This is a genomic window from Streptomyces sp. R-07 (assembly GCF_049913175.1).
Classification (GTDB): Bacteria; Actinomycetota; Actinomycetes; order Streptomycetales; family Streptomycetaceae; genus Streptomyces.
Genome location: NZ_CP183978.1, coordinates 2,857,964 through 2,876,160, shown reverse-complemented (window position 1 = coordinate 2,876,160; position 18,197 = coordinate 2,857,964). Strand labels below are relative to the sequence as shown.

General features: G+C 66.9%; 15 protein-coding genes and 1 riboswitch. Of the genes, 7 read left to right on the top strand and 8 right to left on the bottom strand.

Going from position 1 to position 18,197, the window contains the following annotated elements; translation table 11 throughout:
• Window positions 1–12: 12 nt before the first annotated feature.
• Together ACN9M0_RS12960 and ACN9M0_RS12955 are read left to right on the top strand one after the other, a co-directional pair.
• Window positions 13–351: a GroES family chaperonin gene (locus ACN9M0_RS12960; protein WP_123452705.1), complete on the top strand. Its 339-nt coding sequence runs from the start codon at window positions 13–15 to the stop codon at window positions 349–351.
• 54 nt (window positions 352–405) lie between these two features.
• A riboswitch (guanidine-III (ykkC-III) riboswitch) is annotated at window positions 406–467 on the top strand.
• A 33-nt stretch (window positions 468–500) separates the two neighbouring features.
• Window positions 501–821, top strand: coding sequence for a DMT family transporter (locus ACN9M0_RS12955; RefSeq protein WP_015033851.1), 321 nt, complete (start codon window positions 501–503; stop codon window positions 819–821).
• On the opposite strand, the gene ACN9M0_RS12950 is transcribed toward ACN9M0_RS12955, so the two are convergent.
• Window positions 815–3,097, bottom strand: coding sequence for a transglycosylase domain-containing protein (locus ACN9M0_RS12950; protein WP_426403628.1), 2,283 nt, complete (start codon window positions 3,095–3,097; stop codon window positions 815–817). The genes ACN9M0_RS12955 and ACN9M0_RS12950 overlap by 7 nt on opposite strands.
• A 149-nt stretch (window positions 3,098–3,246) precedes the next feature.
• Here ACN9M0_RS12950 and ACN9M0_RS12945 point away from each other — a divergent pair, with 149 nt between their 5' ends.
• Genes ACN9M0_RS12945 through ACN9M0_RS12930 form a run of 4 tightly spaced genes read left to right on the top strand, consistent with a single transcriptional unit; the run spans window position 3,247 to window position 7,136 of the window.
• On the top strand, window positions 3,247–4,047 hold the full coding sequence (locus ACN9M0_RS12945; RefSeq protein WP_426405300.1) for an ABC transporter permease: 801 nt from the start codon (window positions 3,247–3,249) through the stop codon (window positions 4,045–4,047).
• A complete protein-coding gene (locus ACN9M0_RS12940; RefSeq protein WP_399699187.1) occupies window positions 4,040–4,867 on the top strand; it encodes an ABC transporter permease in 828 nt (275 codons plus the stop codon). Before ACN9M0_RS12945 ends, ACN9M0_RS12940 begins: the two co-directional genes overlap by 8 nt.
• 7 nt (window positions 4,868–4,874) lie before the next feature.
• Window positions 4,875–5,855, top strand: coding sequence for an ABC transporter ATP-binding protein (locus ACN9M0_RS12935; protein ID WP_366036687.1), 981 nt, complete (start codon window positions 4,875–4,877; stop codon window positions 5,853–5,855).
• 12 nt (window positions 5,856–5,867) lie between these two features.
• The gene (locus ACN9M0_RS12930) at window positions 5,868–7,136 is read left to right on the top strand and encodes a DUF445 domain-containing protein (protein ID WP_426403627.1); all 1,269 of its coding nucleotides are present in this window, start codon (window positions 5,868–5,870) and stop codon (window positions 7,134–7,136) included.
• Between the two features lie 19 nt (window positions 7,137–7,155).
• Here the strand turns inward: ACN9M0_RS12930 and ACN9M0_RS12925 are convergent, their stop codons facing one another.
• Both ACN9M0_RS12925 and ACN9M0_RS12920 read right to left on the bottom strand, forming a co-directional pair.
• Entirely contained in the window at window positions 7,156–7,458 is a 303-nt protein-coding gene (locus ACN9M0_RS12925; protein ID WP_366036689.1) for a hypothetical protein, read from the bottom strand.
• A 47-nt stretch (window positions 7,459–7,505) separates the two neighbouring features.
• Complete coding sequence (locus ACN9M0_RS12920; RefSeq protein ID WP_426403626.1) at window positions 7,506–8,399, bottom strand: hypothetical protein; 894 nt, start codon at window positions 8,397–8,399, stop codon at window positions 7,506–7,508.
• Between the two features lie 201 nt (window positions 8,400–8,600).
• Here ACN9M0_RS12920 and ACN9M0_RS12915 point away from each other — a divergent pair, with 201 nt between their 5' ends.
• A complete protein-coding gene (locus ACN9M0_RS12915; protein ID WP_426403625.1) occupies window positions 8,601–9,314 on the top strand; it encodes an aspartate/glutamate racemase family protein in 714 nt (237 codons plus the stop codon).
• 1,242 nt (window positions 9,315–10,556) lie between these two features.
• On the opposite strand, the gene ACN9M0_RS12910 is transcribed toward ACN9M0_RS12915, so the two are convergent.
• Genes ACN9M0_RS12910 through ACN9M0_RS12890 form a run of 5 tightly spaced genes read right to left on the bottom strand, consistent with a single transcriptional unit; the run spans window position 10,557 to window position 17,875 of the window.
• Window positions 10,557–11,330: a DUF6339 family protein gene (locus tag ACN9M0_RS12910; RefSeq protein WP_366036692.1), complete on the bottom strand. Its 774-nt coding sequence runs from the start codon at window positions 11,328–11,330 to the stop codon at window positions 10,557–10,559.
• Window positions 11,327–12,253: a hypothetical protein gene (locus ACN9M0_RS12905; RefSeq protein ID WP_366036693.1), complete on the bottom strand. Its 927-nt coding sequence runs from the start codon at window positions 12,251–12,253 to the stop codon at window positions 11,327–11,329. The genes ACN9M0_RS12910 and ACN9M0_RS12905 overlap by 4 nt, the downstream gene beginning before the upstream one ends.
• Before the next feature lie 2 nt (window positions 12,254–12,255).
• Window positions 12,256–14,205, bottom strand: coding sequence for a hypothetical protein (locus tag ACN9M0_RS12900; protein ID WP_366036694.1), 1,950 nt, complete (start codon window positions 14,203–14,205; stop codon window positions 12,256–12,258).
• Window positions 14,202–15,236, bottom strand: a complete 1,035-nt coding sequence (locus ACN9M0_RS12895) for a PD-(D/E)XK motif protein (protein WP_426403624.1) — start codon at window positions 15,234–15,236, stop codon at window positions 14,202–14,204. The genes ACN9M0_RS12900 and ACN9M0_RS12895 overlap by 4 nt, the downstream gene beginning before the upstream one ends.
• Window positions 15,233–17,875, bottom strand: a complete 2,643-nt coding sequence (locus ACN9M0_RS12890) for a Z1 domain-containing protein (RefSeq protein WP_366036696.1) — start codon at window positions 17,873–17,875, stop codon at window positions 15,233–15,235. Before ACN9M0_RS12890 ends, ACN9M0_RS12895 begins: the two co-directional genes overlap by 4 nt.
• Window positions 17,876–18,197 lie beyond the last annotated feature (322 nt).

Genomic DNA, 18,197 nt, shown 5'->3' with positions numbered 1-18,197 from the left:
TAGGTTCAGTCCGTGAGCGAGAACACGCACGACAAGCTGCCCATCCGGATGCTCCACGACCGGGTCCTGGTCCGTACGGACTCCCCGGAGGGTGAGCGGCGTTCCGGCGGCGGCATCCTGATCCCGGCGACGGCCGCTGTGGGCCGCCGCCTCGCCTGGGCCGAGGTGGTCGCGGTAGGCCAGAACGTCCGTACCGTCGAGATCGGCGACCGGGTGCTGTACGACCCCGAGGACCGTGCCGAGGTCGAGGTGCGGGGTGTCGCGTACGTCCTGATGCGGGAGCGCGACCTGCACGCGGTGGCGGCGGACCGGTTCATGGGGACGTCGGACTCGACCGGGCTCTATCTCTGAGAAGCGCCTCGAAGGCCCCGGTGACCGGAGTCACCGGGGCCTTTGCGTGTTCTTTGCTAGCCTGGAGACACCCCGACGAGACGCGCCGTACCGGGTTCACGACAAGACGACGCACCCCTTGTTGATCCGTCTCGCGGAGGTGTCTCGTCATGGCCTGGGTTCTGCTGGTCGTCGCAGGTCTGCTGGAAGTCGGCTGGTCCATCGGTATGAAGTACACGGACGGCTTCACCCGTCTGTGGCCGAGCGTGTTCACCGGCGCCGGGATCGTCGCCTCCATGCTGCTGCTGTCCCAGGCGGCGAAGACGCTGCCGATCGGTACGGCGTACGGCGTGTGGGTCGGCATCGGCGCGGCCGGCGCGGCGGTGCTCGGCATGGTGGTGCTCGGTGAGCCGGCGACCGCCGCCCGTATCTTCTTCGTCTGTCTGCTGCTGGTCGCCGTGGTGGGGCTCAAGGCGACGAGCGGTCACTGACGCGGGCCGTGCGGGGGGCCCGGGCTGCGCTGGGCCGCTCCCGGCCCCGGCCCCGCGTCGCCCGACTGCGAGCTGCGTGAAGCCCCCGGTCCCGCCTCGCCCGACAGCGGGCCGCGGGAAGCCCCCGGCCCCGCTCCCGGTCCCGCCTCGCCCGTCTCGTACCAGTCCTCCGGGCCGTCCGGTGCGGGCGGTGCCGGCGGCATGGCCTCCGCCCCCGGCATCAGCCGGAGCTCGAAGTCCCGTGCGGGCGTCCCGGCCAGTGCCTCCCGGGTGAACCGGCCCCAGATCTCGGCCGGTACCCCGCCGCCGTTCATGCGCGGCTGGCCCAGGGCTCCGTACAGCGATTCCTGCGATCCCGACTCGGGGTCCTGGCCCATGAGCGCGACGACGGTCGCGAGTTCCGGGGTGTAGCCGGCGAACCAGGCGGCCTTGTCGTCCTCCGCCGTGCCCGTCTTGCCCGCGGCCGGGCGCCCGGCGGCCTGCGCGGCCGTGCCCGTGCCGGTCTCGACGACGCTCCGCAGGATCGACGTGGTGGTGTCGGCGGCCTCGCGGCTGACCGCCTGGCGGCGGGCGGCGGCCGGGAGTTCCAGTTCCTCGCCGTTGCGGCTGATGTCCTCGACGAGGGAGTACGTGCCGTTCCGGCCGTGCGCGGCGAGCGTCGCGTACGCCGAGGCCATGTCGAGGACGCTGGCGGTGGCGGGGCCGAGGGCGATGGACGGGGAGGCGTTGAGGTCGGGGGTGGAGCCGGGCAGGCCGAGGGCGATCGCGGTGCGCCGTACGTCCGCGGGGCCGACGTCGACGGCCATCTGGGCGTACACGGAGTTCACCGACAGGTCGGTGGCGGCGCCGACGGCGAGCTCGCCGTAGCTGGCGTCGTCCTCGTTGGCGGGGTCGTACGGACTGCCGTTCCATCCCTCCACCGGGCGCCGGTTGGTGCCGTCGTACAGGGTGTTCGGGGTGATGGGCTGGCCCTGCTGGGTCTGGGCGCCGCTCTGGACGGCGGCGGTGAAGACGAAGGGCTTGAAGGTGGAGCCGACCTGGTAGTCGCGGCGGGTGGCGCTGTTGACGTACTGCTGGGTGTAGTCGACGCCGCCGTACATGGCGAGGACCTTGCCGGTGGCCGGGTCGACGGCCGCGGCCCCGACCCGTACGTACCGGTCGGTGGGGGCGTTCGCCGGGTCGAGCCGGGAGACGACCCGTTCCTCGACGGCGTCGACGAGGGCCTCCTGTTTGGCGGGTTCCAGGGTGGTGGTGATGCGGAAGCCGCCGCCGGCGAGGGTCTTCTCGTCGACGATGCCGTGGTCGGTGAGGTACTCCTCGACGGCCTGGACGAGATAGCCGCGCTGGCCGGAGAGGGCGGTCGCGGCGCGGGCGGTCTGGGGGGCGGGGAAGCGGGCGGCGGCGCGGGCGGAGGGGCTGAGCCAGCCCTCGGTGACCATGCCGTCGAGGACGTAGTGCCAGCGGGCGACGGCCTTGCCCCGGTTCTCGGGGTGGGTGGTGACGTCGTAGGCGCTGGGGGCCTTGAGGAGGGAGGCCAGGTAGGCGCCCTCGGAGGTGTCGAGGAGTTCGACGTCCTTGCCGTAGTAGGCGCGGGCGGCGGCCTGGACGCCGTACGCGTTCCGGCCGAAGTAGCTGGTGTTCAGGTAGCCCTGGAGGATCTCCTCCTTGCTCTTCTCGCGGCCGAGTTTGATCGCGATGAAGAACTCCTTGGCCTTGCGGCTGAGGGTCTGTTCCTGGCCCAGGTAGTAGTTCTTGACGTACTGCTGGGTGATGGTGGAGCCGGACTGGCGGCCCTTGCCGGTGACGGTGTTCCAGGCGGCGCGGACCATGGCCTTGGGGTCGACGGCGCGCGAGGTGTGGAAGTCGCGTTCCTCGGCGGCCAGGACGGCCCGCCGGACGGCGAGGGGGACCTGGTCGAGGCGGACGTTCTCGCGGTTGACCTCGCCGTCGCGGGCGAGCGGGGTGCCGTCCCGGTAGAGGTAGACGTTGGACTGGGCGACGGCGGCGGCGTTGGCGGGCGGGATCTCCACCAGGAGGTAGCCGGCGGCGAAGGCGCCGGCGAGCAGCAGCGTGCCGAGCAGGAGGAGCCCGAGGAGGGTCCGCAGGACGCGGAGGGGACGGCGGGGGCGTCTTGGCGGTCCGTCGTCCGGTCGTTCGTCCGGCCGTTCGTCCGGTCGTTCGTCCGGTCGTTCGGGTTGTGGTGCGGGGAGGGTGGGGTCCCTCGGCTCCCAGTTCGCATCCGAGCTCGTACCACTCGTACCAGAGGAAGGGGACATGGCATCACATACTGCATGGAACAGGCTGAAACTCCCCGGAACTCCCTCAAGCGATCCGAAGGTGGCGCGAAAACCGCTCGCGGCGCGCCGGGCGGGGCCACTAGGGTCGTGCGCTTCGCCGTCCACCGCGCCGGAAAGGGATCCCCATGCTGCGGCTGTACGCGACGGTGGCCGCGGGCGGTTTCCGGCGCTTCGCCACCTACCGCGTGGCCACGGCCGCGGGCGTCTTCACCAACAGCGTCTTCGGCTTCGTCCTCTCCGCCACCTACATCGCCCTCTGGGACGAACGGCCGCACCTCGGCGGCTACTCGATGGACGACGCCCTCGCCTACGTGTGGATCGGGCAGGCGCTGATCACCGTCTGCGGACTGATGGGCGGCGGCTTCGAGGACGAGCTGATCGAGCGGATCAGGACCGGCGACATCGCCGTCGACCTCTACCGCCCCGCCGACCTCCAGGCCTGGTGGTTCTCGGCCAACGCCGGCCGCTCCGCCTTCCAGCTGCTCGGCCGCGGGATCGTCCCGATGACGGTCGGCGCGCTGGTCTTCCACTTCACCCTGCCGTCGGGGCCGGGCGCGTGGGCCGCGTTCCTGCTGGCGGTGGCGCTGGGCTCGGTGGTCGGCTTCGCGATCTGGTACCTGGTGGCGATGAGCGCGTTCTGGCTGCTCGACGGCCAGGGCGTGGTGCAGGTGGCCTGGCTGGGCGGCCTGTTCTTCTCGGGGATGCTGCTCCCGCTGAACGTCTTCCCGGGCGCGCTGGGCGAGGTGGCGCGGCTGCTGCCGTGGGCGTCGCTGCTCCAGGTGCCGGCCGATGTGTACCTGGGGAGGTACGAGGGCCGGGAGCTGGCGGGGGCGTACGCCTTCCAGGGCTGCTGGGCGCTGGTCCTCCTGGGGGCGGGCCGGGCGGTGCAGGCGGCGGCGACGCGGAAGGTGGTGGTGCAGGGTGGGTGAGGTGCCCCGGGGCCTGCTGGGTGATTCCTGGCGTACGTACCGGATGGTGGCGGGCATGTGGATCCGGTCCACGATGGCGTACCGCTCGTCCTTCGCCCTGACCCTCGTCACCAGCTTCTGCGTCACCTTCTTCGACTTCGTCGTCATCCTCCTGATGTTCGGTCAGGTGCGGGGTCTCGGCGGGTTCGGATTCGCGGAGGTCGCCCTGCTGTACGGGACGGCCGGTACGTCGTTCGGGATCGCGGACCTGACGATGGGCTCGCTCCAGCGGATGGGGAAGCGGGTCAGGGACGGTTCGCTCGACACGTTCCTGATGCGTCCGGCGCCGCTGCTCGCGCAGGTCGCGGCGGACAAGTTCGCGCTGCGGCGGTTCGGCCGGGTCGCGCAGGGCCTGATGGTGCTGGTCTGGGGTCTGTTCCTGCTGGACGTGGAGTGGACGCCGCTGAAGGTGCTGATGCTGCCGGTGACGGTGGTCTGCGGGGCGGTGATCTTCTCCGCGCTGATGGTGGTGGGCGCGTCGACGCTCTTCTGGCTCCAGGACGCGGCGGAGGTCACGAACTCCTTCACGTACGGCGGGAACACGCTCCTCCAGTACCCGCCGACGATCTTCGCGCAGGAGCTGGTGCGGGGAGTCGTGTACGTCGTACCGCTGGCGTTCGTGAACTGGCTGCCCGCGCTGTACGTGCTCGGCCGGCCGGCTCCGGCGGGGGTGCCGGACTGGGCCGCGTTCGTCTCGCCGCTGGTGGCGGCGGTCAGCTGCGGGGTGGCGGGTCTCGCGTGGCGCGCCGGAATCCGCTCGTACCGATCGACAGGAAGCTGAAACGAGCATGCCCTTCATCGAGCTGGACGGTCTGGAGAAGACCTTCACGGTCCGCCGCAAGGCGGGCTTCCTGCGGCGGGAGAAGAAGGAGGTCCGGGCGGTCGACGGCATCTCCTTCGGCGTGGAGCGCGGGGAGATGGTCGGCTACATCGGGCCGAACGGCGCCGGGAAGTCGACCACGATCAAGATGCTCACCGGCATCCTGACCCCCAGCGGCGGCCGGCTGCGGGTCGCCGGCATCGACCCGGCGCGGGAGCGCACGCGCCTGGCACAGCGGATAGGGGTGGTCTTCGGCCAGCGGACGACGCTCTGGTGGGACCTGCCGCTGAAGGACTCGTACCGGCTGATGCACCGCATGTACCGCATCCCCGACGCCCGCTACGAGGAGAACCTCGCCCGCTGCGTGGACCTGCTGGACCTGGGGGAGCTGCTCGACGTCCCCGTACGGCAGCTCTCCCTCGGCCAGCGGATGCGCGGGGACATCGCGGCGGCCCTGCTGCACGATCCGGAGGTGCTGTACCTGGACGAGCCGACGATCGGCCTGGACGTGGTGTCGAAGGCGAGGGTGAGGGAGTTCCTGCGCGAACTGAACGCCACGCGCGGCACCACCGTCCTCCTGACCACCCACGACCTCACGGACATCGAGCAGCTGTGCTCGCGGGTGATGGTCATCGACCACGGGCGGCTGATGTACGACGGTGAGCTGACGGGTCTGCACGCGGTGGGCGAGAGCGAGCGGCTGCTGATGGTGGACCTGGAGCGCGAGCTGCCGCCGATCACGGACGTACCGGGGGCCCGCTTCGTACGGTCGGAGGGCCCGCGCCAGTGGCTGGCGTTCCCTTCCGCTTCCTCGGCGGCGCCCCTGGTGGCGGCGGTGGCGGCGAGGCATCCGCTCGTCGACCTCTCGGTGCGGGAGCCGGACATCGAGGCGGTGATCGCGAAGATGTACGGGGGAACTCGGGACGAGCGCCGGGAGTCCCTGATGTAGGAGGTCGAGTCCATGGTGAGTTTCTCGTACACGGCGGCGGACGAGGAGAAGAGCAGAGGCGTCCGGCGCATGAAGACGCTGGCGACGTCGCTGCTGCTCGGGGTGGCCGTGATCTACGGCCTGGCGACGTGGGCGCGGAACGCGGGCTGGGGGGCCTGGGCGGGCTATGTCGCGGCGGCGGCGGAGGCCGGCATGGTGGGTGCGCTCGCGGACTGGTTCGCGGTGACGGCGCTCTTCCGGCGCCCGCTGGGCCTGCCGATCCCGCACACGGCGATCATCCCGACGAAGAAGGACCAGCTGGGCGCGTCGCTGGGCACGTTCGTGGGCGAGAACTTCCTGTCGGCGGACGTCGTACGGGGCAGGCTGAGGGCGTTCGGCATCGGCCGCCGCCTGGGGGAGTGGCTGGCGGACCCGGCCCACGCCGACCGGGTCACGGCGGAGGCGTCGACAGCCCTACGAGGCGCCTTGACCGTCCTCCGCGACGCGGACGTGCAGGCGGTGGTGGGGGAGGCGATCACGCGCCGCGCGGAAGCCGCGGAGATCGCCCCGGGCCTGGGCAAGACCCTGGAGAGGATCGTCGCCGACGGAGCGCACCACCGGGCGGTCGACCTGATCTGCACCCGGGCGCACGACTGGCTGGTCACGCACGGGGAGTCGGTGATGGACGCGGTGCAGGGCGGAGCACCGGGCTGGACCCCACGCTTCGTGGACCGGAAGATCGGCGAACGCGTCTACAAAGAACTGCTCCGCTTCATCACGGAGATGCGGGACATGCCGGGCCACCCGGCGCGCGGCGCGATCGACCGGTTCCTGACGGACTTCGCGGCGGACCTGCAGGGCGCCACGGACACTCGCACGCGCGTGGAACGCCTGAAGTCGGACCTGCTGGCGCGCCCGGAGGTCCAGGACATCATCGCCTCGGCCTGGTCCTCGGTCCGCTCCCTGATCATCGCGGCGGCCGAGGACGACCGCAGCCAGCTCCGCCTCCGCGCCCGCGCCTCGCTGATCTCCCTGGGCACCCGCCTGTCGACGGACGCCCGCCTCCAGTCGAAGGTCGAGGGCTGGGCGGAGGACGCGGCGGCGTACGTGGTCACGACGTACCGCCACGAGATCACGTCCCTGATCACCGACACGGTCGCCGGCTGGGACGCCACCCAGACCTCCCGCAAGATCGAGGCCAACATCGGCCGCGACCTCCAGTTCATCCGCATCAACGGCACGGTGGTGGGCGCGCTGGCGGGCCTGCTGATCTATACGGTGAGCCGGGTGGCGGGGGGCTGAGCTTCCCTTTGGGGCGGGGTCAGCCCTTCCCGCGGGTGACGGCCCAGGAGGCGGCAGCCATCGCCCCGGCGACGGAGAACACGGCGGGCCAGGCCCCGATCTTCTTGGCGAGCGGGTGGGACCCGGCGAAGGCGCCGACGTAGGCGGCGCCGAGCCCGGCAGCCGTCTTCCCGCCACCCACCTGCTGCCACTCCCGAGCGGCCACACCCCCGGCCACAGCGAGCACGACCCCACCGAGGGGCCGCTTCTTGGTCCACCGAGCGACGGCGTAACCACCCACGAGCCCGGCGGCGGCTATGGCGGGGGAGGGGATGCGGGGCATGACGGGGGCCTTCCTGGTCGATGGGTCGTCCTTCGAGCGTACGGGAGTCAGTGACGAGCGTTCAGGGCGCACTCGGCGCAGTGCGTCTCGTCGCCGACAGGCCGGAAGAGCATGGGCTGGGTGTGGTCACCGGCGCACTCCCGAGCACCTTCGAGCCGCGGCGAAAGCCGGTTTACGGGTACGGGCTGGGGTGGCAGGGAGCGGGCCGGTACGTCGCGCAGGAGGTAGCGGACGAGTCCCCCGGGCCGGTGTACGGGTGTGCCGGTGCCGGGCAGGCAGCGTTGGATGTGTTCGTGGATGTCGGTGGAGGTGTGGCCGGCGTCGAGCCAGCGGGCGGCGAGTCGGGCGAGTTCTTCGCGCATGCCGGGTGGGATGTGGCGGAGGGCGGGGGAGAGGAGCGGCAGGGCGCCGACGAGGGCGCGGGCCTCTTCCAGCCGGGGCGACTCCTCGGCCTCGGCGGGAAGGTTGGAGGTGTCTTCGGCGGGATGTTCCTTTGGATGACCGTCGGTCGGCGGGGGCACCGGCTGGTCGACGACCGGGGCACCGGCGGCCGGTTTCCGGGGACCCGGTGCGACCTGTACGGATGCCACCGGGGTCCCGGCGAGAAGCTTGGCGGCCTGCTCGGCGCTCAACGGCGTGCTGGAGAGGAGCTGTTGGGTGACCCAGCGTCCGCCACCGACCTGCACGCGCCGTTCGTGCACGAAGCCTTCCTCCTTGAGCTGCCGCTTGGCACGGGTGAAGGCGCATGCCCCGATCCGGGCACGTTCGGCGGTGCGGGAGAGGGACTCGCGGGCGCCTTGGGGGAGGGAGAGCTGCCAGGTCAGAAGCCGAACGGCGTCGGAGCTGAGCCGGGGGTGCCGGATGATCTCGTGCGAGAACTGGGTGAAGGCGCGAGAGGGCGCGTTAAAGTGCCGGTAGATCACGATGGAGTCCGATTCCATTAGTGGTTCAGGCCCTCGCCGATGGCGCCAACCATCGACGGGGGCCGTTTTGCGCGAACGTAACGCACGCAACGCGCCCGGTTGGGCACGGTAAGTGAAGACCGCCCGTGTGGGTGACGTGGAGGCTCCACTGACTCCAAGCGGGGCTTATGCATGGGGGCCTGCCATGCTCAACTCCTTATCGATGTAAGGGGCGTGGCGATGAAGACCATCGGGCTGATCGGTGGGATGAGCTGGGAGTCGACGGCGGAGTACTACCGGTTGCTGAACGAGTTCACGCGTGACCGCCTCGGTGGACTCCACTCGGCACGGTGCGTGCTCTACTCGGTGGACTTCGCGGAGATCGAGCAGTTGCAGGTCCAGGGCCGCTGGACGGAGGCAGGCGAGATCCTGGCGGCGGCTGCTCAGGCCCTCGAGGCAGCCGGCGCAGACATGGTGCTGATCTGCACCAACACCATGCACAAGGTCGCCGATCAGGTCGAGGCGGCGGTTTCCATTCCCCTGCTGCACCTGGCCGACGCCACCGCAGAGGCCGTACGGGCGTCGGGCCTGGACCGAGTCGGCCTGCTGGGCACCGCGTTCACGATGGAGCAGGATTTCTACCGGGGCCGTCTCGAAGCCGGGGGACTGGATGTGCGCATCCCGGACGCTGACGGACGCGCGACCGTTCACCGCGTGATCTATGAGGAACTCTGCCTGGGCATGGTCCGGGAAGAGTCACGCACTGCCTACCAGAAGGTGATCGCAGACCTGGTCGCTGACGGCGCGGAAGGCATCATCCTGGGCTGCACCGAGATCGAGCTTCTCATCGGCCCCGAGGACAGCCCCGTCCCGACCTTCCCCACCGCACGCCTCCACGCAGCGGCAGCCGTGGAAGCGGCACTGTCCGACGAGGCGCTACCGCCGCAGGCGTAACGGGGCCACTCGGTGTGACCCGGCTTCGTGAGCTTCTGGTGTGGCCGCCCTCTTCCCGAGTGTGGCGGCCTCCACCACCGCGTCAAGGGCGAGTCGGCTCCGCCGATGGGCTGCGCCCACCCTTGACCCGGCGGCGGAGTCCGCCTTTTCACACACGGAGGGCGGCCGGGGGCGGGGCCGCGCGGGGGGACCGGGGGTGGTGCGTGCGCGTGCGCGGCGGTCGGCTCGGTGGGCGGGATGAGACCCGGGCATCGGCCGGGCGTGAGTCTCGTCTGCGGCAGGGTGGATGGGAGCTCGGTCAGTGGCAAGAGTGGGTCGGACCGGTTCCCTGCGTCGGGGTGCGCAGCCGTTGAATGGGGCGGCCCGGCGGCGCTGAGCGGGTTGTGGTCGTGTTGTTGTCGGGCTTCAGGCCCCGCTGGTCACTCCCGGTGGGTGGAAGGGGGGCCTGCGGCCACCCGTCATGAGATGGACCCCGCTCCGAGCAGGAGCTAGGCGGACGCGGCCGCCGGTCTGTTCCCCAGAGTGGAGGCCTGCCACCCCACCGGGAGTGAGCAGCGGGGCCTGAACCTCAACCAGCGGGTGGCGGCTCGCCGCTAAGCCCTGCCCCACCGCTCCATTCAACGGCTGCGTACCCCGAGCCAAGGGAACAGGTCAGACCCACCCCGGCCACAAACCGAGCCCCCACCCACCGGCCCGTCAGACGCTCTCCAGCCCCGGACATTGCCCGGGCCTGTGCGTGGACCCCGGCCCCGGACCGCCCTCCGAGAGGTCTTTCGCGCCTGGAGCCGCCGGGTCTAGGGTGGGCGCAGCCCATCGGCGAAGCCGACTTGCCCTTGACGCGGTGGTGGAAGGCGCGACTCTCGGAAAGAGGGCGGTCCCACCCGAGGCCCACGAAGCAGGCCCACCCCGAGAACCGACCCGTACCAGGCTCCTCCAATGATCCGCGGCCACCGTCGAGGTCGGCTCGTGCTTCTCGGCGTCGGAGAGGAAGAGCGTGGGCTTGGCGAGGATGCCGCGGCCGGCCTAGCTCTCGTAGATCTCTTCGCCGCTTCCGAAGCGAGCCTTGGTGTAGTCGAGGTCGAGCAGTGCGGAGACCTGGCGGACGGATGCTTAGTCGGGGCCTTCGACCACGAGGGTGGTAGGTCGGGCCAGGTGTCGAACCTGAAGGCGACTTCGTAAACGTGCTTGCGAGTGAGGGTGGAGCGGGTGGCCTCGTCCCGTCTCGACCGCAATCTGGAACGATCACCGAAGGGAGGAGACTACTTCTCGCTGTACCGCGCAGACCAGTTGATCCAGCTGCGAAGCAGAAAGCGCGTCTGTGTTGACAAAAGCAGTAAGTCGCAGGAGCCGCATGAGGCACTGCCGCAGCACGTCGCGCGACCTCACGCCTTCCAGATCTTCTGGAGTAGCTTCGGAATGGACGCGAACCACGGCTCGGACAAGTCCGGGGGTGGCTGCGATGGCATGGCGTCTCGCCATGACCTGGTCGAGATCGGACTCGCCCATCGCCGAGAACAAAGCGTAAGGATCGTCGGATCCTGGAACATGGAGGATGTGTGCCCGGGTCCAGAGTCGTGCCAGGGCATGACGCGTTAGGTCAGTGGCCTTGAACCTATCTGCGACGAACTTACCCTCAGCGTTTGCCGGCCATCTCCAGACGCATATATCAGGTAGAAGGACCAGTGAGAGAAAAGCCCAAACCTGGCGTTGGGCGGCCTCGCCTGGGACCATCATGCTCTGCTCGTGCAGGATCCGCCCTGTCTGGCGATCGAAGGCGTTCCGTTGCCCACTCGCGGGGAGTTCCGGAAAGCCTTGACTCTTTGCAACCATAAGAATTGATTGACGCAGGTCGTTCAGTTCTTCCTTTGTGACGCGGCGTCCTCCGGTAGCGGCGTACACGGATCGAGACGAATGGTTCGCCACCATGGCCTCGTGCGTTCCGACGGGGTGTTTGTGTAGTTCAACGAAGAGTCTGTCGGCCTCGCCGGGAAGCAGGCGGGGGTACAGGATGCTCATCGGGATACCTCCCTAGGGAAGCCGATGCCCTTCTGGACCTGGGCCCTGAAGCGTGATGGATCTCCTCTGCGTTCGTCCCGCAATCGTCGCATCGCATTGGTAGGTGATTCAGTCGGAAGAGCGAGATAGGTTCGGACGAGGCTCTTGACAAGGCCTGCCATCGTCAGGTCCCCCTCCTGATCGGCATCGCCCGCATCGTCATCAAACGATTCATCATCCAAAGCGCGCCCCACGAGGTCGGTGACGATATCGATCCCCAATGTGTCCCAGAGGAGGGGAGCTGTCTCCTCATTTTCGGAGGCCAGTGCCCTTCGGACAGCTGCATTATCGGTATTCAGGAGGATCAGGAGGCTCCCCATCGCGGCCTGCAGCCAGTCGCTGCCGTCCATGCTGACGTACCAGGCGGCGCCCTGGGGCAGTCCCGCTTCTGTGAACGAAACGGGCGCGGTTGGCAGTAGGCCGGCAGCTCCTTCGAGATGAACCCTGACCTGGTCGCTCCAGAGGATCGAACCTGCTCTTTGAGCTACGAAAGGTTCGTCGGACTGTATTTCATCCGCCAGGTCGAGGATGGTTTCGATGGTTAGAAACCCACCCAGGTCCTCCCCTTCTGCGACCAAATCGATTACCGCCACATTCTGCTTCCCGTGCAGAGAAACTGCACCGGTGAACCCGACATGGCGAATCTGAGAGGTGGAAGGCCAGTAACGGACACTCAGGCGGAGCGCTGCGTCTTCCGGAAGTCCGCAGTCTTCACGGATTCCATCCAGATCCAAGTGTACGACGCGAGCGAGAGTGAGGTCGGTGGCGTAGTCCCATGAAAGAAGAGCAGAAGGCAGGGGGGTGCCGGTCGTTTCGTTCGTCCGCCAGGGTTCAGCGACAACGCGATTGAGTGGCCGACGATAGGGCCATGCATGTACACCCATGACTAAACCCTTACATTGATCTCAAGCACCGCATCGGGCACGGCATTGACGATGAGCTCAACCTCTGCGGGGCCGCCGGAGTGGTACAGAACCTCACCGAGCACGAGGTGCCCGTCTTGGCCTCGCCACCCATGGATTGTGGGCGAGGCGATGCCGACCGGCGAACTGCTTTCCGTGCCACCCTCGCCCGTCAGGACTTCGGTGCACCCTTCGTAGCGGCCTGAGCCGTGCAACCTCACCGACTGGACCAGAACGGGCAGTCCTTGCAGCATCTCGAAACGTGGCGACGAGACGAGCGACGGGCGACGAGTGGCAGTGCTTGGGGGAGTCTCACCAGCAAGCGAAGAAACATCGACGAATGAGCTGCCAATGGTGTCTCCTTCACCCGAATGTTTCGACTCCCCCAGTGACGCGTCGCTATGACCGGATTGCTCTGGCCGCTCCCCATTGACTGCTGGCCGCGAGATCCCGGGACGGGTGCCTATATCGATGACTGCCGTTCCGGTCCCTCCGGGACCTGCGAGGAGGTGGCCGAGCCTTCGAGCAACCGACCCAACCGCGTAGTCGCCAACTTTGTAAGCTCTCGCCGTCGTCGCTCCGCTGATGCTGTCACAGCGTTCTTTGAGGCGTCTCGTCAGTGTGCGGACGAAGGTGGCTTCACGCCCATTGAGCTGCTGGTAGGACCAGTTGTCATGGGTTGGCGGCTCAGACCGAGCAAACACCGGATCCAGGTCGTCCGCGACCTTGAGGACGCCGGCGTACCCCACGTGTGGATTTGGGCGCTCAGGGCCTGCGTAGTAACGAGTTACCAGCTCAGGTCCTCGGATGAGACACACATGGTGAGGAGCGCCCTCGATGCCGAGGTCGCGTGCCGCAGGTGATGTCACAGTGGCCGCAAAGGTGTACTCGTGGGCGAACGTCCCAAGTTCCTTCTTGGGTCTGAGGCAGCTCAGCGGTTCACCTCGCTTCGCCACCACATTTCGATATGCGTCGGCGAAGAACGCAAGGGCGGGATCATCAGCCGGAGTCGGGACGTTGATCGGAACCCCATTCGCAGTCACCGACACGGACAGACGTGTCTCGCGTTCGTCGAGCATGATCGGCCAGAGGTTCCAGGCCGCAGCTTCGGCCAGGTAGACCCCTGCGTCATTGATATTCAGTTCCTCACGAGTCTCCGTGTCGGGAAGAGTGGGGTCGGCAAGGTCGGGATCGACAATCACTACTGTCGTGCCGGTGTCTTCCTCGCTGAAGGTAGGTAGGCCGAGGCGGCGGATCGCGTCATCTGCCTCTTGACCGTAGAGCGGCTCGCAGTGTTCCGATTCCGGCCTTCCCCACCAGTGCCGGCCCGTATATCGAGCACCGTCGTGCCAATAGGCCTTGCGAATAGCTGCGCCGATGAATCGTGATTGCAGCGATCCAGAGTCGTCACGGAACCGGGTGTAGACAAAGATGCACCCCGCCTTGGAGGCAAGGAAAAAGGCCCCTTTGCCATAACCGAAGGTTCCGCCAGAGGACAGTGTTTGATGATCGCTGTCTCTGTCGCCGCTATTCAGGACGAAACGCAACCATTCTCGCCTCGGGGTCTTACCCGCATCCGAACGAGTGGGCCCACCCAAGCCTTTCGTGCCGCGATCCGAGATTGCGAGATACCTGATCATCGGTGCCTGGCTCAACTTCTTGAACCCGCCGTCCGGGTCACCCTCCGACGGCACGCATTTGGAGAACAGCCTTCTCCATTCGGCTATGTGCCCTGCCCCGACAGTGCCCAGATCCAGGTTGAAGCTCACGATCGGGCGCCCCAGAAGCCTGGCATCCCAGGAGTTCTGCGCTGCCTCGCGTACCAAGATGGTTAGGCGCGACAGTTCCGGACGCCCGAGTTGGCCGAGCAATCCATCTGCAGTGATCCCGCCGTCCGCACGGAATGGCTGAGAATACCAGGAATAGTTGTTCACAGGCGGCTCGCCATATCGTCAAGGACTGCAGACCCGTCCGCCTCAGCCCGAACGGTGTCGAGGTCTATGAGGTACTCAAGAGCGGACACGCCTGCTGGCACCGTGCCATTTGCAAAACTGGTCGGCACAATCTTAGGGAAGGCGTCGTCGACCCTGTACCAACGCTCATCGGTTATCGTGAACTGAATGTCCGAGATTATCGGTGGCTTTTCCGGTCCGATCCCGAGCCTGCGGAGTCGTTCGTCCAAGACTGCTGGAGTATCCGTCCGAGACCTGCACGACTCCATGACATCCGCAATTGACTGCGCAGACCGAAGCGACGACTCGGCTACGCGGAACCAAGACAGGCACAGGGATCCTCTTTCGGGGGCCTCCAGTTGATCAACCCCGTGGACGTGTATGACCCGTCCCTCGGACGCAAGAGACGCCTTTACTTCGAGACAGGTGTCTTGCGCGCGGAAGTCCTGCGCACAACCGGTCGGCCCGAGCCATGTGGCTACGGCTGCCGGGCTCAATCTCAGGAGCCTCTCCAACACGGTCAGTTCGGCGAAGAGGCCCGCTAGGCGTTGCGGCGTCCAACGGACTGGTTGGCCACTGAGCAGGAGCCGCCAGGAGCTGAGGGTCTGAGCTAGGCGCGACGGAAGACTGTCAGGTTCTGCGGCAACTCTGGTGCAGACGTCAGCAACAAGCCCAGTGAATATCTCGGTGAGGTCAGGGCGCCGGCACGACAGGTCGGCGAACCGAACCGGGGCGTCTTCCACGAGCAGGACTCGGTCGGTGAGGTGGACGCCTGCACTACGACGGTCGGTCTCCAGCCTCTGGTGCGGCGCAATCGGAACCAGTAGATGACGGCGGCCGTCGGAGTCCAGACCGAGGCGAAGCAGGCCATGTGGCGTGTCGATCTTGAGCTCGGCCGAGAGCATCAGCGTGTTCGGCGAGGACCGCGACTCGTTGCTGAGTTGCCTCCAAAGCTGCTCCAGCAGCCTGCGGAGTTGTGCGGATGCCGCTGATTCGTTGGGGTCCGTGTTCACGCCATCCCCTCAATATCGCTGTCGAGGTCCTGGTCGAGCACGGAGACATCGTCGATGTCGTCCTCGCCCGCAGAAGGGAAGACTTCGCGGAGATCCGCAGCAACGTAGTCGTATTCGACGAGCGCGTCGCCCTTGGTGGGCCGCGGGAAGACGAAGGCCGCACCCCAGACGACATCACCGGGTGCATCGAGTGGGGCCCGTCCTTGGATGGCCTGTTCCTCACCGTTGCGCCTTCGAGTCGGAACATCGGAACGGGCATTGATCGGGTAGAGGAGCAAGAGCCCACGTTCGGGCTGCTGCTGTACTCGATAGTCCTGAAGTTTGCTCCGGTTCACCGGGCCTTCGGCCTTGTCGAGCTTCAGGTCCAGTGCCTCGTCGCGGGGACCTGTGAGGGTCTTGATGTCCGCGACCGCGCTGCCCGCGCTCGTGGAGATCCGAGTGCGCGTGACCGGTAGAACGGACAGGTTTTGAGGAAGGGTGATCGGGGTGGAGCCAGCTGTGGGAGCGTTTCCGATCACGCCGACATTCCACGACACAAGGGCTCCGCTGTCGCCGCGTCGCCGAATATATTCGGCCATTAGAGCCGATGAGGCGTCCACCGACTTGGGATCGATCTGGTAGGAGGCGATGAAATCCAATACATGCGAGTGTGAAACCTCACGCCATAGAGCACGTCCGGACGGTACGTCAGAGTCAAGGCGCCCATGCTCGGCCGCAGCTGCCAGAAGGCGGGACACGGCGTCCGCGTTCTGGGTGTGCCACTTGAGCGCCTCGTCGAAGGGACTGCATTTGAAGTAGTGGGTCTCGACGAGCTGTCCCCCGTACGAAGCCGCTGCACGAACGGCTGCCCCTGACTTCGATGGCGCCGTCACTCGCATCTTGGGGTGACATCGGATACGTACGGCGAGATCGAGCGGGGACTTGTGTTCGATCAAGTAGCGGTCGATCTCCTTGCGCATTTCTTCCTCGACCGTAGCCAGGTGCATGAACCAGTCACGGGTCTCGTCAGGCATAAAGATCCTGGGGAGGTCCTCGTAGCCGGGCCGATAGCCGAACCAGCGCCCCATTTGGAGCAGGGTGTCGTACACGTTGGAGGAACGGACGAAGAAACTGACGACCAGTCCCTCGAGTGTCAGTCCTCGGGAAAGGGTATTGCCTCCGACCGCGATGACGTTTACAGGGCCTGAGTCGTAGTCCAGACGGTCGTTGCTCCTGTAGTGATCCATGACAATCTTGGTGGACTCAACGACTTCACCGACGTTGGCCAAAATATCGTCGAACGAAAGCGCGGTGTTTCCGAAAGCGGAGGGATCGACTCGCCTCGACTCGTTCTGCCAGAGCAGTCGTAGCTCATCGAGCAGCGAGGCATCGGCGGATCCAATGCCGGCGGTCACCTCCTCACGAAGCGTGGTGAGTGGCGCCTTGTAGGAGTCATGGACCCTGGTGTCGGAATGGGCGTGGACCAGCATCGAGGAGTGCTGATCCCTGTGCCCGCGTGCCTGCCGTGCCGCAGTTGCCATCCAGAACCAGAGCACGGCCCGCCGAAGGGAGTCTGTGACTGCGGGTTGGAAGCCGGCAGCTGCTGCCTGTTTCCGGGGGCGAAGGTCGTCGAGCTCGTCGAGTGGGATCGTCCTGATCATGTCGAGACCCCCCGGCACCTCGGCGGGGTCTTCGCCATCGACAGGATGCCGACCGAAGAGCGCCTCGGGCCCCTGGTATTTCTCGCCCCGAGGCAGACTCAGAATGAAGTCACGAGGATAGAAGTCCTCGTGATCCATCGGATCTGTCAGGAGATTGGCGAAGGGCGTCGCCGTGTATCCCACATAGCAGACCTTCGGAAGACGGGTCATGACGTCTCTGATGAGCGGATTGATGCGCCGGGTCGCCAGTGTTGCCTGGTCTGCCTCGTCATCGATGATCAGCGTCGGGCAGTTGCCAAGCTGTTCTTGGGCCTGCTCAAGCCAGTCGCGCAGCTTCCGAAGGACCACTGCGTTCTTTTTGACGACGAGCAACAGTGTCTGGCCCTTTGAAGCCATGAACGACTGAGCGTTGGGTGGGGGGATGAAGTCCCTCTCTGGACTAGTGATTTGATGCCAGAGGGGAGGGTTGAGGTTGACCACATCGCGGATGAGGCGAGCCTGAGTTTGGCGCCGAAGGGAGTTGTGGATGCCGGAGAGCACGATGAACATCCGGTAGCCGCGGTCTGCGGCCTTGCACACGACGCCCGTGAAGTTACTGGTCTTGCCGGACTGGACATGGCCCACTACGAGGCCGCGAGATCGGAAGGCAGGAGTTGCGGGGTGATCAAGCATGGCGACGACTCGCGTGGAGGCGTCGTCGATCTTCTGGGTCGACTCGGCGCCGAGCGTGCCTCGCAGGAGGCCTTCGAAGGCCGGCCAGTTCTTGTCGTCGGCCCGAGGCCCCGTGTACCAGGGCAGGGCGTTCTCGCGGCCGAGTGCGAGCGGTTCCCGCAGGCTGGCAATCCGGGTGGTCGCCACCTCGTGACGTCGCAGCAACTCTTCGATGACCCTGTCAGGTACGAAGAGGTCCCGCAGTTGCTGCGTCACCTCGTGCGGGCGGCCCGTGTCCAGCAGTGCTTGGAACTGCTCCCAGGCCTTCTCGATGCGTGGATCTTCCATGGTTGCTCCTGCCCCCCAAAGTTGCTCCACGCCCCGCGTCGTGTGCTAACCGAATGAAAACTGTCCTTGATCACACGATAGTGAGCCCTGCCCGTAGGTGCGTCTCGATCGCCTTATGAGGTAGGTTTTTTGGCTCATCGAGAGCTTCTCCATGTGTCGTTTCGATCACCGTGCCCGTCAGGTGAGGACGCAACCTCAGCCACTTGTCACGTAGAGCTATCGATCTCATGCGGTGCGTCACGGATGCTGGGGGTCCTCTATTCCGGCTCTGCCCTACCGCTCCGGAGCGCCTGAAGTGCTTTAGCCAGTCCGATCGACGGAT

Bases quoted from the DNA above. Each gene is read 5' to 3' on its own strand.
- ACN9M0_RS12915 (WP_426403625.1), top strand. From the start codon at position 8,601: ATGAAGACCATCGGGCTGATCGGTGGGATGAGCTGGGAGTCGACGGCG.
- ACN9M0_RS12925 (WP_366036689.1), bottom strand. From the start codon at position 7,458: ATGCCCCGCATCCCCTCCCCCGCCATAGCCGCCGCCGGGCTCGTGGGT.
- ACN9M0_RS12905 (WP_366036693.1), bottom strand. From the start codon at position 12,253: ATGGGTGTACATGCATGGCCCTATCGTCGGCCACTCAATCGCGTTGTC.
- ACN9M0_RS12935 (WP_366036687.1), top strand. From the start codon at position 4,875: ATGCCCTTCATCGAGCTGGACGGTCTGGAGAAGACCTTCACGGTCCGC.
- ACN9M0_RS12955 (WP_015033851.1), top strand. From the start codon at position 501: ATGGCCTGGGTTCTGCTGGTCGTCGCAGGTCTGCTGGAAGTCGGCTGG.
- ACN9M0_RS12890 (WP_366036696.1), bottom strand. From the start codon at position 17,875: ATGGAAGATCCACGCATCGAGAAGGCCTGGGAGCAGTTCCAAGCACTG.
- ACN9M0_RS12910 (WP_366036692.1), bottom strand. From the start codon at position 11,330: ATGAGCATCCTGTACCCCCGCCTGCTTCCCGGCGAGGCCGACAGACTC.
- ACN9M0_RS12920 (WP_426403626.1), bottom strand. From the start codon at position 8,399: ATGGAATCGGACTCCATCGTGATCTACCGGCACTTTAACGCGCCCTCT.
- ACN9M0_RS12930 (WP_426403627.1), top strand. From the start codon at position 5,868: ATGGTGAGTTTCTCGTACACGGCGGCGGACGAGGAGAAGAGCAGAGGC.
- ACN9M0_RS12950 (WP_426403628.1), bottom strand. From the start codon at position 3,097: ATGTCCCCTTCCTCTGGTACGAGTGGTACGAGCTCGGATGCGAACTGG.